Source organism: Nonomuraea sp. NPDC049758, assembly GCF_040674635.1.
In the GTDB taxonomy this organism is placed as follows: domain Bacteria; phylum Actinomycetota; class Actinomycetes; order Streptosporangiales; family Streptosporangiaceae; genus Nonomuraea.
Window position 1 is genome coordinate 83357 of sequence record NZ_JBFAMZ010000002.1, and the last position, 11978, is coordinate 95334.

General features: G+C 70.7%; 16 protein-coding genes. 9 read left to right on the forward strand and 7 right to left on the reverse strand.

The window, feature by feature from the left end:
• Nucleotides 1-81: 81 nt before the first annotated feature.
• From AB0J46_RS04640 to AB0J46_RS04660, 5 genes are all read left to right on the forward strand, one after another.
• The gene (locus tag AB0J46_RS04640) at nucleotides 82-438 is read left to right on the forward strand and encodes a BlaI/MecI/CopY family transcriptional regulator (protein ID WP_352319711.1); all 357 of its coding nucleotides are present in this window, start codon (nucleotides 82-84) and stop codon (nucleotides 436-438) included.
• Nucleotides 435-1340 carry a M56 family metallopeptidase gene (locus AB0J46_RS04645; protein ID WP_358289313.1) on the forward strand — a complete coding sequence of 302 codons (906 nt, stop codon included), beginning with the start codon at nucleotides 435-437 and terminating at the stop codon, nucleotides 1338-1340. The genes AB0J46_RS04640 and AB0J46_RS04645 overlap by 4 nt, the downstream gene beginning before the upstream one ends.
• 61 nt (nucleotides 1341-1401) lie before the next feature.
• Nucleotides 1402-1896 carry a helix-turn-helix transcriptional regulator gene (locus AB0J46_RS04650; protein WP_352355473.1) on the forward strand — a complete coding sequence of 165 codons (495 nt, stop codon included), beginning with the start codon at nucleotides 1402-1404 and terminating at the stop codon, nucleotides 1894-1896.
• 3 nt (nucleotides 1897-1899) lie between these two features.
• Nucleotides 1900-2310, forward strand: a complete 411-nt coding sequence (locus AB0J46_RS04655; protein ID WP_357967190.1) for a hypothetical protein — start codon at nucleotides 1900-1902, stop codon at nucleotides 2308-2310.
• A gap of 124 nt (nucleotides 2311-2434) precedes the next feature.
• Nucleotides 2435-2794: a DUF2516 family protein gene (locus AB0J46_RS04660; protein ID WP_364326394.1), complete on the forward strand. Its 360-nt coding sequence runs from the start codon at nucleotides 2435-2437 to the stop codon at nucleotides 2792-2794.
• A 16-nt stretch (nucleotides 2795-2810) separates the two neighbouring features.
• Here the strand turns inward: AB0J46_RS04660 and AB0J46_RS04665 are convergent, their stop codons facing one another.
• Nucleotides 2811-3353: an SGNH/GDSL hydrolase family protein gene (locus AB0J46_RS04665; protein ID WP_364328005.1), complete on the reverse strand. Its 543-nt coding sequence runs from the start codon at nucleotides 3351-3353 to the stop codon at nucleotides 2811-2813.
• 181 nt (nucleotides 3354-3534) lie between these two features.
• On the opposite strand from AB0J46_RS04665, the gene AB0J46_RS04670 reads away from it, so the two are divergent.
• Nucleotides 3535-4269 carry an alanyl-tRNA editing protein gene (locus tag AB0J46_RS04670; RefSeq protein ID WP_364326397.1) on the forward strand — a complete coding sequence of 245 codons (735 nt, stop codon included), beginning with the start codon at nucleotides 3535-3537 and terminating at the stop codon, nucleotides 4267-4269.
• Here AB0J46_RS04670 and AB0J46_RS04675 read toward each other — a convergent pair.
• Nucleotides 4266-5183 carry a GntR family transcriptional regulator gene (locus tag AB0J46_RS04675; protein ID WP_364326400.1) on the reverse strand — a complete coding sequence of 306 codons (918 nt, stop codon included), beginning with the start codon at nucleotides 5181-5183 and terminating at the stop codon, nucleotides 4266-4268. The genes AB0J46_RS04670 and AB0J46_RS04675 overlap by 4 nt on opposite strands.
• Nucleotides 5184-5294: 111 nt before the next feature.
• Between AB0J46_RS04675 and AB0J46_RS04680 the strand changes: the two genes are divergently transcribed.
• Entirely contained in the window at nucleotides 5295-6383 is a 1089-nt protein-coding gene (locus tag AB0J46_RS04680) for an FAD-dependent monooxygenase (protein ID WP_364326403.1), read from the forward strand.
• A 27-nt stretch (nucleotides 6384-6410) separates the two neighbouring features.
• Nucleotides 6411-8015, forward strand: coding sequence for a DUF2207 domain-containing protein (locus AB0J46_RS04685; protein WP_364326406.1), 1605 nt, complete (start codon nucleotides 6411-6413; stop codon nucleotides 8013-8015).
• A gap of 35 nt (nucleotides 8016-8050) precedes the next feature.
• Here the strand turns inward: AB0J46_RS04685 and AB0J46_RS04690 are convergent, their stop codons facing one another.
• Nucleotides 8051-8959: an asparaginase gene (locus tag AB0J46_RS04690; RefSeq protein ID WP_364326409.1), complete on the reverse strand. Its 909-nt coding sequence runs from the start codon at nucleotides 8957-8959 to the stop codon at nucleotides 8051-8053.
• A 60-nt stretch (nucleotides 8960-9019) separates the two neighbouring features.
• On the opposite strand from AB0J46_RS04690, the gene dtd reads away from it, so the two are divergent.
• Nucleotides 9020-9451, forward strand: a complete 432-nt coding sequence (dtd, locus tag AB0J46_RS04695; RefSeq protein WP_364326412.1) for a D-aminoacyl-tRNA deacylase — start codon at nucleotides 9020-9022, stop codon at nucleotides 9449-9451.
• 5 nt (nucleotides 9452-9456) lie between these two features.
• Here the strand turns inward: dtd and AB0J46_RS04700 are convergent, their stop codons facing one another.
• From AB0J46_RS04700 to AB0J46_RS04715, 4 genes are all read right to left on the reverse strand, one after another.
• Nucleotides 9457-10395, reverse strand: a complete 939-nt coding sequence (locus AB0J46_RS04700; RefSeq protein ID WP_364326415.1) for a folate-binding protein — start codon at nucleotides 10393-10395, stop codon at nucleotides 9457-9459.
• Nucleotides 10396-10446: 51 nt separating this feature from the next.
• Nucleotides 10447-10860: a Fur family transcriptional regulator gene (locus AB0J46_RS04705; protein WP_357967168.1), complete on the reverse strand. Its 414-nt coding sequence runs from the start codon at nucleotides 10858-10860 to the stop codon at nucleotides 10447-10449.
• Between the two features lie 313 nt (nucleotides 10861-11173).
• Nucleotides 11174-11470 (reverse strand): DUF2470 domain-containing protein, encoded by a 297-nt coding sequence (locus tag AB0J46_RS04710; RefSeq protein WP_352319738.1) that lies wholly within the window; start codon nucleotides 11468-11470, stop codon nucleotides 11174-11176.
• Nucleotides 11471-11472: 2 nt separating this feature from the next.
• A complete protein-coding gene (locus AB0J46_RS04715; protein ID WP_352319740.1) occupies nucleotides 11473-11961 on the reverse strand; it encodes an FABP family protein in 489 nt (162 codons plus the stop codon).
• Nucleotides 11962-11978: the final 17 nt, after the last annotated feature.

Here is an 11978-nt window from a genome sequence, read left to right on the forward strand (position 1 = left end):
AGCCTGCCAGGCGGGGTTCCGCGCCGCCACTTGCCGCTCCCGGATGCCAGCTCGACGCTTTGTAGAGCTACCCTGAAGGGCGTGAAGGGTCTTGGCGAGCTTGAGCGCAGCATCATGGACATCCTCTGGGCGGAGCACAACCCGCTGACCGCCCGCGAGGTCGGCAGGCTCATTGCCGATCGCGACCTCGCCCCCACGACGGTGATGACCGTACTCGACCGCCTCACGCGCAAGGGCTTCCTGGAGCGCACCAGGGACGGCCGCGCGTGGCGTTACGAACCGGCCGCGAGCCGTGACGCCTACATCGCCGAGCTTATGCTTGAGGCGTTGGACCTGACGGGCGACCGATCGGCCGCCCTGACCCGCTTCGCCCAGGCCGTGTCGGGCCCGGAGGCGGAGATCCTGCGGAGAGCCCTCACGGAGCTGGAGGAAGAGTGATCACGGCAGCGGTGCTAGCGGCGCTCGCCACGGCGTGCGCGCTCGGCTCCTGGCGTTTCACGACGGCCCGGTGGACCTCCCGTGCCCCGCGGCTCGCCATCATCGTCTGGCAGTCCCTGGGCGTGGCCTGGGGCCTGGCCACCACCGGCGCCATGCTGGCCTACGCTGTCCTGCCCTACAACGTGGGCGTGCTGCCGGGGCTGATCGCCTTCGCCCGCGGCAGGACGCCGGTGGAGGCCTGGGACCCGCTGCACGTCCTGGCCATGATCGCCGGTCTCACGTCGCTGGCGGTGCTGGTCGTGGTGCTGCTGACGGCCGGCGTGCAGGCGTTGCGCGCGCGGCGGCGGCATCGCGTGCTGCTCGCGCTGATCTCCCGCGACGATCCGGGCGTGCCGGGGGTGCGGGTGCTCGACCATCCCAGCGCGGCGGCGTACTGCGTGCCGGGGTTGCGCTCGCAGGTCGTGGTCAGCGCGGGCGCGCTTGAGCTGCTGTCGCCGGACGAGATGGCGGCCGTGCTGGCGCACGAGGCCGCCCACGTGCGCGAGCGGCACGATCTGGTGCTGCTGCCGTTCGCCGCGCTGCGCCGGGCGCTGCCCTGGTCGAAGGTGGTGGCCGACGCGCAGGCGCAGGTGGAGCTGCTGATCGAGATGGCCGCCGATGACCGCGCCCGCCGCTACTGCTCGCCGCGCAGGCTGGCGACTGCGCTGCTCAGGTTCGGTACGGCCGGCGCCATGCCGACCCCGCAGGGCATGCTCGGCGTGCACGCGCACAACGTCATGGCCAGGGTGGACCGCCTGATCAAGCCGGGGCCGGAATTGTCAGCATTTGTCCGGTACGGCTATCTCGCCCTCTCTGTGAGCTTGCTCACCACCACCCCCTTCCTGTGGGTCTACCAGCTCTGACTGCTTGCAGGTGTTAGCCGTTCCGTTTGCAATTGCAAGCACGGGACGGCAGACTGTGGGTATGGCACTACCGAAGGTCGGCTCGATCGGCGAGTACATCCGCGAGCAACGGCAACAGGCGAAGATCTCGCTGCGCCAGCTCGCGCAGGCGGCAGGGGTCTCCAACCCCTACCTGAGCCAGATCGAGCGCGGGCTGCGCAAGCCGAGCGCGGAGATTCTCAACCAGATCGCCAAGGGTCTGCGCATCTCCTCGCAGGCGCTCTACGTGCAGGCCGGCCTCATCGAGGACCGGGAGCCGCCGAGCGACGTGATCACCGCGGTCAACGCCGACACGCTGCTCACCGAGCGGCAGCGCCAGGTGCTGATCGACATCTATGAATCGTTCCGCAAGGAGAACCGCACCGAGGGCGAGCAGACCTCCCAGAACGCCCGCCCTCAGCACGACTCCACCGCGGACGACGAGCCGCCGCTGCCCGAGGAGTATCTCGCCGCGCTTGAGCCCTACGCGGCCTCCCCCGGCAACGGGACCGTCACCCAGGAAACCAAGGAAGGTTAACCCATGACGCTTGCCACCGAGGTCAAGAAGCTCACCGACTCCAAGCCGTTCTACGCCTTCGCCGGCGCCGGCGACTTCGCCGTCGAGAAGCTGCGCGAGCTGCCCGAGCAGCTGCGTCAGCTCCAGTCCCGCCGCTCGGAGCTGGCCAGGGACCTGCCGGAGAAGACCCGCGCGTACGCCGACAAGGCCGAGGGCTTCGTCCGCGAGTTCCCGGACAAGGCCCGCGAGTACGCCGACCAGCTGAGCAACAAGGCCACCGAGGTCTACGAGGACTTCGCCACCCGTGGCCGCAAGGTCGTCAGCAAGACGACCGGCGAGGCCGCCCTTGAGCTGGAGGAGGTGTCGGAGGCCGCCGAGCCGCCCGTCGCCGAGCCCGTCAAGAAGACCACGCGCACCCCTCGGGCCAAGGCCTGAGTGAGCGAGCGGGCCCGCCTCTTCGGAGGCGGGCCCGTTACTGTTCCGGTGCCCGCTTGTCGGGGACGCCTATTAGGCTGGGGCCGATTTCATCGCGGCGTTGGGTGGAGCCAGCAACATGAATATGATCAACGGCGTTTTCAACTTCCTTTTCCTGGTGCTCGCCGCCGTCATCTTCGGCATGTCGATCTACGCGCTGGTGCACGCGGCGCGCGTGCCGACCAACGCGTTCCTCTCGGCGGGCAAGCTGCAGAAGAAGATCTGGGTGCTCATCCTCGCGCTGGCGACCCTGCTCTCCGGCGGCGGCGCGCTGGGCTACTTCAACGACTTCATGCTGATCGGCGGCTTCCGGTTCATCGGCCTCAGCGGGCTCGGCCTGTTCTCCATCCTGGCCGTCATCGCCGCCACGATCTACATCGTCGACGTCAAGCCCGCGGTCAAGGGCATGGGCCGCGGCAACAGCGGCCCCTACGGCCCCTGGTAGGCCGGCCCCGCCCGGATCAGGCCAGCTCCGCCGCCAGCCACGCGGCGATGCGCTCGTGCCCGGCGAACGTGGGATGCACGCCGTCGGGCAGCACCGTCTCCGACGGCCTGCCGGTCACCCATTTCCGGCGCATCGGGTCGAGGAACGGCACGCCCGCGGCGCCCGCCACCTCCGCCAGTGCGTCGCGCACCCGGTAGGCCTTGGCCGGGGTGTCCTCCAGCCAGATCGGGCCGACCATGACGACCTTGGTGACCGGCCAGCGGCGGCGCACCTCGGCGAGCAGGGCGGCGGCGGCCGCGCGCACCTGCCCGGTGCTCCAACGCTGGTCGTTGTGGCCACCGGAGATGACCAGCACGTCGGGGGCCGGCCGCCAGGCCAGTTCCTCCTCGAACGACCGCCGGAACGTGCGGCCCACCTTGCCCTCGTTGAGATAGCCGGTGCCGCCGGCGCCCGCGATGACCGGCTGCCAGCCGAGCAGCCGCGCCGACTCCGAGGCGTAGGTCCGCCAGGGCGGCACCGGGCCGGATCCGACCGTGAAGCTGTCGCCCACGAACATCATCACGGGAACCGCCGGACGGGCGGGAGGGACGACCTCAGGCGCCCGCTGCGGCGGCGTCCGGGCCACCGCACTCGTACATGCTGAAATTCCAGCAAATATCCCTATTAGTGCGACGAGCGGGGCGATTCTTCCTCGAAGCATCAGGCCACGCATAATCACCCCGGGGCACTAGGCTGCCGATATGACCGCCGACCTCCACGGACGCACGCAGCGGCTCGAACTGTCCGACCAGAGCCTGCGGGATTTCGAAGCCGTCGTGCTGGACGCGACGCCTGAGGGGATCGTGCTGAGCAGGTCGGCATTCTATCCAGGCGGGGGCGGCCAGCCTGCCGATCACGGAGTTCTGGTCTGGCAGGGCGTGGAGACGCGCATCGTCGGGGTGCGCAAAGGCGACGATCTCTACCTGATCCCCGCCGAAGGCGACCCGATCCCGCCCGCCGGCACGGTCGTCGAGGCAGCGGTGGCCGACGCCCGGCGTTCGGCGCTCATGCGTACGCACTCGGGCCTGCACGTGTTGTGCGGCGTGGTGTTCAGGGACTACGGCTGCCTGGTCACCGGCGGCAACATGGACGAGCTGAGCGCCCGCATGGACTTCGACCTGCCCGAGGTGCCGCCCGGCTTCAAGGAGGCCGTCGAGGACGCGTGCAACGCCGAGATCGCCGCCGACCGCCGCATCGACGTGCGCGTGCTGCCGCGGCGGGAGGCGTTCGAGATCCCCGACATCATCCGCACGGCCAGCAACCTGGTGCCCGAGGCCGTCCAGGACGTGCGCGTCGTCGACATCGTGGGCCTCGACACGCAGGCCGACGGCGGCACCCACGTGGCCTCGACCAAGCAGATCGGCCGCATCAAGGTGGCCAAGATCGAGAGCAAGGGCCGCGGCTTCCGCCGGCTGCGCATCGCGATCTCCGACTAGCGCCCCTCGACCAGCCCGGCGAGCCCGTCGAGCAGCGCGTCGAGGCCGAAGGCGAACAGCCGGTCGAGGTCGAGGTCGAACTCGCCGCCCAGCTCCTCGATGACGCCGGTGAAGGCGGTCAGCCGCCCCGACTCCGCCAGCGCCTGCAGCTCCCCCTCCCGGCTGGTCATCCACTCGTCGGCGGTCAGCCCGGTCGCGGCCTGGGCCTGCTGCTCCATCTCGATGTTGGCGGCCAGGCCCTGGACGAAGCTGAACAGCAGGGTGTGCACGTGCATCTTGCTGATGGGATCGAGGGGCGAGCCCTCCAGCGTGCGCATGACCCACTCGGTGTGGGCGATCAGGCTGGCCGAGGGCAGCGGCCTGGTCAGTGACGTGACCCTGGCCATCCACGGGTGGGTGCGGTAACCCGCCCACTGCACCCGGGCGGCGGTCTCCAGCCTGGCCCGCCATCCGTCGGGCGGCGGGTCGGGCAGCGGGAACTCCCTGATCACGTGGTCGATCATGAGCATGACCAGGTCGTCCTTGCCGCCGACGTGCCGGTAGAGGGACATGGTGGCCACGCCGAGGCGGCCCGCGACGCCGCGCATGGTCAGCTCGGCGAGCCCGTCGGCGTCGGCGATCTCGACGGCCGCGGCCACGATGCGGTCGCGGGTCAGGTCGTCGCCGGACGGGACGGGGACCCGCCGCGCCCTGCCGCCGCGGATCTCGGCCACGATCGTGCCGACGCGCGGCTCGGCGACCACCACGCCCTCCTGGGCCAGGACCGTGAGCGCCTTGGCGGCCGTGGCGAGCGCGACCTCCCAGTCACGGGCCAGCTGCCTGGTGGACGGCACCCGGTCGCCGGGGCGGAGCCGGCCGTCGGCGATGCGCCGTCTGATGTCCTCGACGATGCGCGCGTAGGGCGGAGCGGTCATCACAACCCTTTCTCTGTACTAGTACAGATCGTATCAGCGAACCCTTGTGAGCTGCTGTATGTACGACGTACATTCAGTTCTGCGTACAACGTCAACAGCAAGGAGCGCATCATGAAGGTTCTGGTCTCAGGAGCGAGCGTCGGCGGGCCCGTCCTGGCTCACTGGCTGCGGCGGCGTGGCTTCGAGGTCACGCTGGTCGAGCGCGCGCCGCGCCCGCGCAAGGGCGGCCAGGCCGTCGACCTCCGCGGCGCCGCCCTGGTCGTGGCCGACCGTATGGACATCCTGGAGCAGGTCAGGGCCGCGCGGACGACCATGCGCGGCATGTCCATGGTCGACGGCGACGGCAACGAGATCATGCGCAGCACCGAGGAGACGATCAGCGGCGGCCGGCTCGACAGCCCGGACGTCGAGATCGCCCGCGACGACCTCACCGCGATCGTCGCCGCCGTCACCGACGCCCCCTGCCGCTACGGCGACTCCATCACCGCCCTAGCCCAGGACGACGACGGCGTGGACGTGACCTTCGACAGCGGCGTCCGGGACCGCTACGACTACGTGATCGGCGCCGACGGCCTGCACTCCAACGTCAGGCGGCTGGTGTTCGGCCCGGAGGAGCGCTTCCTGCGGCACCTCGGCATGTACGTCTCCATCTACACCGCCGACAACTTCCTCGGCCTGGACCACTGGCAGCTCTGGCACCGGGAGGGCGAGGCCGGGTTCGGCCTGTTCAGCGACCGCGAGCCGGCGGTGATGAAGGTGAACATGGGCTTCGCCGCGGGCCCGATAGCCTACGACCACCGCGACGTCGAGCAGCAGAAGCGCCTGGTCCAGGAGCACTGCTCGGGGCTGCGCTGGGAGGCGCCCAAGCTGCTTGATGCCATGTGGCAGGCCGACGACTTCTACTTCGACGCCATGGCCCAGGTGGAGATGGATCGCTGGTCGCAGGGCCGGGTCACGCTGATCGGCGACGCCGCCCACTGCCCCTCGCCGCTGTCGGGGCAGGGCACCAGCCTGGCCCTGGTGGGGGCGTACGTGCTGGCCGAGGAGCTGGGCCAGGCCCCCGAGGGGGCGTTCGACCGGTACGAGCGGCGCATGCGGCCCTACGTCGCCCTGAACCAGGCCCTGGCCCTGGAGAACCCGGGCATGGCGGCCTCGCCCGAGAGCGTACGCCGGGCGGCCGACGCCATCACCCTGGATTGACACCCGCAACCGCTACGATGTCCCGCCATGACGGGTTTCAGACTCACATTGGCCGCCCTGGGAGCCACCGCTCTGACGTTGCTGGCCACCCCCGCCTCGGCGGAGGCCGGGATCACGGACCAGGTGACGATGACGCTCGCCAAGGACGGCACTCTCCACGTGGTCGAGAAGATCACCGGGGCGTCCGGCGGCCTCAAGCGCACCCTGCTCACCAAGACCCGCTACGACGACGACAACGACCGCGTCTACCGGGTCACCAACGTCAAGGGCGGCAAGCTCGACGGCGACGTCCTGACCGTGACCGGCCAGACCGTCGAGTACGACGTCAAGGGCGCGGTGACCACCTCCGGCGGGGTCGAGGAGCTGCGCTGGTTCGCCGTCAGCGGCTGGAGCGTCCCCGTCACCAAGGCGACCGTCCAGGTCAGCGGGCCCGGCCAGGTGCAGAACCTGTCGTGCTTCGCCGGCGACCTGACCTCGGCGATCGGCTGCACCTCGGCCTCGATGGACCACACCGCCACCCGGGCCGACTTCGAGCAGGACAACCTCGCGGCGGGCCAGGCCCTGACGGTGGTCGTCGGCTACCCCAAGGGTTCCAGCTCCGGGGCGCCCATCCTGGAGCGGCGCTTCTCGCTGGCCTCGGCGTTCACCCTCGACCTGGTCACCGGCGGCGCGCTGGCCGCCCTGCTGGTGCTGCTGCTCGGCGGCGTCGGCCTGCTCTACTGGACGCGCGGCCGGGACGCCCGGGTCGCGGGCCACGAGAAGGGCGGGGTCGATCCCATCCAGAACGGGCACTTCACCCCGCCGGACGGCGTGCGTCCCGGCCAGATCGGCACGCTGGTGGACGAGCAGGCCGACGTGGTCGACGTGACCGCCACGATCGTCGACCTGGCCGTCCGCGGCTACCTGCGGATCGACGAGCAGCCCCGCCAGACCTACGACGCCCCCGACTGGCTGCTGGTCAGGCTGCCGAACGCGCCGGTCAACTCGCTGCTGACGTACGAGCGCGCCCTGTACGACGCGGTCTTCGACGGCCGCGACGCGGTGCTGCTCTCCCAGCTGTCCGGCTCGTTCGCCGGCCATCTGGGCAAGGTGCGCGACGCCCTCTACACCGACGTGGTCGAGCAGGGCTGGTTCGCCCGCCGTCCCGACACCGAGCGCACCCGGTGGACGACGATCGGCGTCGTGCTGATCGGCCTGGGCCTGCTGGCCACGGTCGGGCTGGCCTGGTTCACCACGTACGGGCTGCTGGGGCTGGCCCTGGTCATCGCGGGCGGCGCGCTGGCCGCCGGCGGCCAGTACATGCCGGCCAAGACCGCCAAGGGCTCGGCCGCGCTCGCGCACACGATGGGCTTCCGCGAGTACCTGTTCTCCGGCGACCTCGGCGAGGTGCCCGAGCAGCACCGGGTGGAGCTGTTCTCGCGCTACCTGCCGTACGCGGTGATCTTCGACGGGGTCGAGCACTGGTCGCGGGTGGTGGCCTCGGTGACCGGCAACGGCCACCAGGCCGACAACCTCTACTGGTACCACGGTCCGGCGGAGTGGGACCTGTCCAAGTTCGCCGGGTCGATGCGCACGTTCACCACGACGACCTCGGGGGCCATCTCCGCCAGCCGCCAGTTCCGCACCCTCTAGACACTCCGCGTGGCGGCGGCCCAGGACTCGCCCCGCTAGCGGATCCGCAGCTCGCCGACCGGCCGGCCGCCGCCCAGCAGCGCCGGTCTGGCCAGCTCGGCCAGCTCGGGCGCGTCCAGGCCGAGCGAGCGCAGGGCCGCCACGGTGACGGGCACGCGGGCCCGCGACGAGCCGTCCTCGATCTTGATCGTGCCGGCTCGGCCGTCCTCGAAGGCGAAGGCGTCGAACGCCTCCGCGCCCGCCTTCAGCATCAGCCCGGGGATCGCCCGCATGAGCTTGGCCTCGGGCCGGTCGGTGCCGGAGGTCCACTCGGGGTGGGCGCGCATGGCGTCGAAGATGCGCCGCTCGAACGAGCCCTCCGCGGCCAGCGGGAAGGCCCGGAACGCCTTGGTCACGCCGAGCATCGAGACGAAGAACAGCGGCGCGCCGCAGCCGTCCACGCCGGAGGCAGCCACCCGCTCGCCGGTCAGGTCCTCGACCGTCGCGCGGATCGCGCGCTGGAGCGGGTGCGCGGGCTCCAGATAGGTGGTGAGCGGCCAGTCGTTGAGCACGCAGGTGGCCAGCATGGCGGCGTGCTTGCCGGAGCAGTTCATGTAGACCCGGCCGAACTCGGTCGAGGTGCGCTCGAACGGGTGGTCCTCCGGACACAGCAGGGCGGACTCGTCCAGGCCCGCTCCGGCCAGGATCTTCCGTACGCCGTCCACATGGAACGCCTCGCCGGAGTGCGAGGCGCAGGCCAGGGCCAGCAGCTCACCTTCCAGCTGGAGGCCGTTGCGCATCATGCCGAGCGCCTGCAGCGGCTTCATCGACGATCGCGGCGAGGCCGGCACGTGCACCGCTCCCCGCGTCTCCACCGGGACGCCCTGCGCGTCCACGGTCAGCATGCGGGCCTGATGGGTGGACTCCACGAACCCCGACCGGACAACCTCGACAACAAGCGACATTACGCGCCCCCTTTCGGCACGAGTCTACGAACAGTTCTTTCTGCGCCAGAATGGGATGCCATGCGAGCAGTCGTACAACGAGTGAGCTCGGCCTCCGTCGAGGTCGAGGGGCAGACGGTCGGCGCCATCGACGAGCCGGGGCTGCTCGTCCTGGTCGGCGTGACGCACGCCGACACCCGCGCCGAGGCCGCCAAGCTCGCCGCCAAGCTGTGGGGCCTGCGCGTGCTGCACGGCGAGAAGTCGTGCTCCGACGTCTCCGCCCCGCTCCTGGTGATCAGCCAGTTCACCCTCTACGGCGACGCGCGCAAGGGCCGGCGCCCCACCTGGCAGGCCGCGGCCCCGGGGCCGGTCGCCGAGCCGCTGGTGGAGGCCGTGGTCGAGGAGCTGAGGGCGCTCGGCGCCCACGTGGAGACCGGCCGCTTCGGCGCCGACATGAAGGTCTCGCTGGTCAACGACGGGCCGATCACGCTCGTCCTCGACATCGACGCCTAGCGGGGTCAGCGGATCCGGCGGCGCAGCGAGGGGTCGATGCTGACGTTGCGACCGGCGTCCGGCGGCACGACGACCTCCTGGGCGGCGGCCACGCCACCGGCCAGCAGCGGCGCGTCGACCGGCACCGTGCGCTTGACCACGGCCAGCGCGATCGGGCCCAGCTCGTGGTGGCGGGCGGCCGAGCCCACGACGCCGATCTCCTGGCTCTCGAAGATCACCGGGTCGCCGTGCGCGGGCAGGGTGTCGACGCTGCCGTCGAGGTGCAGGAACACCAGGCGGCGCGGCGGGTGGCCCAGGTTGTGGACGCGCGCGACCGTCTCCTGGCCGCGGTAGCAGCCCTTGCTCAGGTGGACGGCCGAGCCGATCCAGCCCACCTCGTGGGGGATCGTCTTGTGGTCGGTCTCGAAGCCGAGCCGCGGCCGGTGGGCCTCGATGCGCAGCGCCTCGTACGCCCACAACCCCGCCAGGGGCCGGCCCAGATGCTCGGCCAGCTCGGCCCGCGGCACCAGGAGGTCTTCGGTGGCCGTGGAGAGCACCGCCAGGTCGTCGGCCCGCGACACCTCCACGCGCAGCATGAAGCGCATGCGGTCGAGATAGTCGACCAGGCTCTGCGCCGTGCCGGGCTCGACGTGCGCCAGCACGCTCTCGCCGTCGTCGACCAGCGTGAGGTGGTGCAGGACGCGGCCCTGGAGGTCGAGGTCGAGCGTCTGGGTCCACTGGCCGGGCGTCAGCGTGTCGAGCTTCTGCGAGGTCAGGTCGTTGAGCCATTTCAGCCGGTCGGCGCCGGAGATGCGGACCACCTCGCGGTTGCTGCGGTCGACGACCGCCTCACCCTTGGCCAGCGCGCGCTGCTCGGCGAACAGGTCGCCATAGTGCGCGGCTACGTCGGCGTCCGGCCCGTCGGCCGCGACGGCGCCGGGGAGATCGAGCAGAGGGCTACGCATGCATCCAAGGCTATCCGCCCCCGCGACGGCGCCCGACGCCGGCGCCGCGGGTCAGCGGCAGTTGCGGCAGCGGCCGAACACCGTGAGGTGATGGACGTCGGCCGCGAACCCCAGCTCCTCGTCGAGCCCCTTCACCAGCCCCTCGGCCAGCTCGGGACGCACCTCGAAGACCTCGTCGCAACCCCGGCACACCAGGTGGACGTGGTCGGCCTCGGCCGCCAGGTGGTAGGTCGGCGCGCCGTGACCGAGGTGGGTGTGGGTGACCATGCCGAGCTCTTCGAGCAGTTCGAGCGTGCGGTAGACGGTGGAGATGTTGACCCCGCGCGCCGTCTCGCGCACCTTGGTGCAGATCTCCTCGGGCGTCGCGTGCTCCAGATCCTTGACCGCTTCGAGCACGAGCTGCCGCTGCGGGGTGACCCGGTAGCCCTTGGCGCGGAGTTCCTCGTGCCACTGCGTCTCGGTCATGCCCCCGAGTGTAAAGCGCACGATCGCCTGTTCGCGGCCGTCCGATAATTACTTGCCGCTGGCGCTCGCGACCGCATAGCTTCGTGAGTACGCGGAAAGGAGGTGGTCCGAATAATGGATAGTCATAGTCGGGCTAGCGAGGTGGTTGTCCGCTAGCGCTGCGGACTGTTGTCTCGTGTCGCAAGCGAATCCGAGGCAACCACCGGGGCCCCTGGCAGCCGGAGGGCGGGATGACGCATCCCGGCCATTGGTCCATCCGGCCCGTCTGCTCGGCAGGCGGAGTGTTGCCCGGGGCCCTTCTTTGTTTCTTCCCTCAGTGTTCCCCGTGGGGTTCGATCCCCAGTTCGGCGCAGGCCGCCCGGTAGAGGCGCACGACCGCCTTGCGCACCTGGGCGCGCTCGGTCAGCGTCTCGCCCCACGGCACGCGCACCCGCTCGCCGCCGTCGACCGTGAACTCCATGGCCTCGGCGTCGACGTCGCTGGTCACCGCCGAGGTGGCCTGCGGACGGCCGCCGAGCCCGCGCACGATGACCAGGGCGTCGCCGGTGTGGTCGTCGTTCATGTGCCGCTTGATCGCCTCGACGGCGTCGGGGGTGAAGGGCGAGGTCATGCTCAGGACACCTTCTTCAGCTCGGCCGACATGTGGTCGGTGAGCGGGTGGCCGACGGCGGCCATCTCGTAGGCCCACATCAGGTTGCCGTTGACCAGGCCGTAGAGGCGGTGGCCTGCGGTGTACTCCTTGGCCGTGGAGGTGCGGGCCACGACGTCGGTGCGCAGCTCGATCTTGTGGAAGACCACCTCGCCGATGTAGATCTCGACGATGCCGGTCGGGTGCGCGAGCACCACCTCGATCTGCCGGTCGGGCTGCGGACGCCAGTAGCCGGACTCGGTGGCCAGCGGCCTGACCCGGTTGCCGTCGTTGTCGAGCAGCCAGGTGCGGCTGACGTAGGTCAGGAACGGCTTGCCGTTGTGGCCGAACTCGATCTCCTGGCCGAAGTTGAAGCTCTCGATCGTCGGATAGCCGCCCACGCCGGCGCCCTCCCAGCGGCCGAGCAGGAACGCGATCTGCTCCAGAGCGGGGTGCACCTCAGGTTCTTCCATGCTCACCAAGCCTAGCG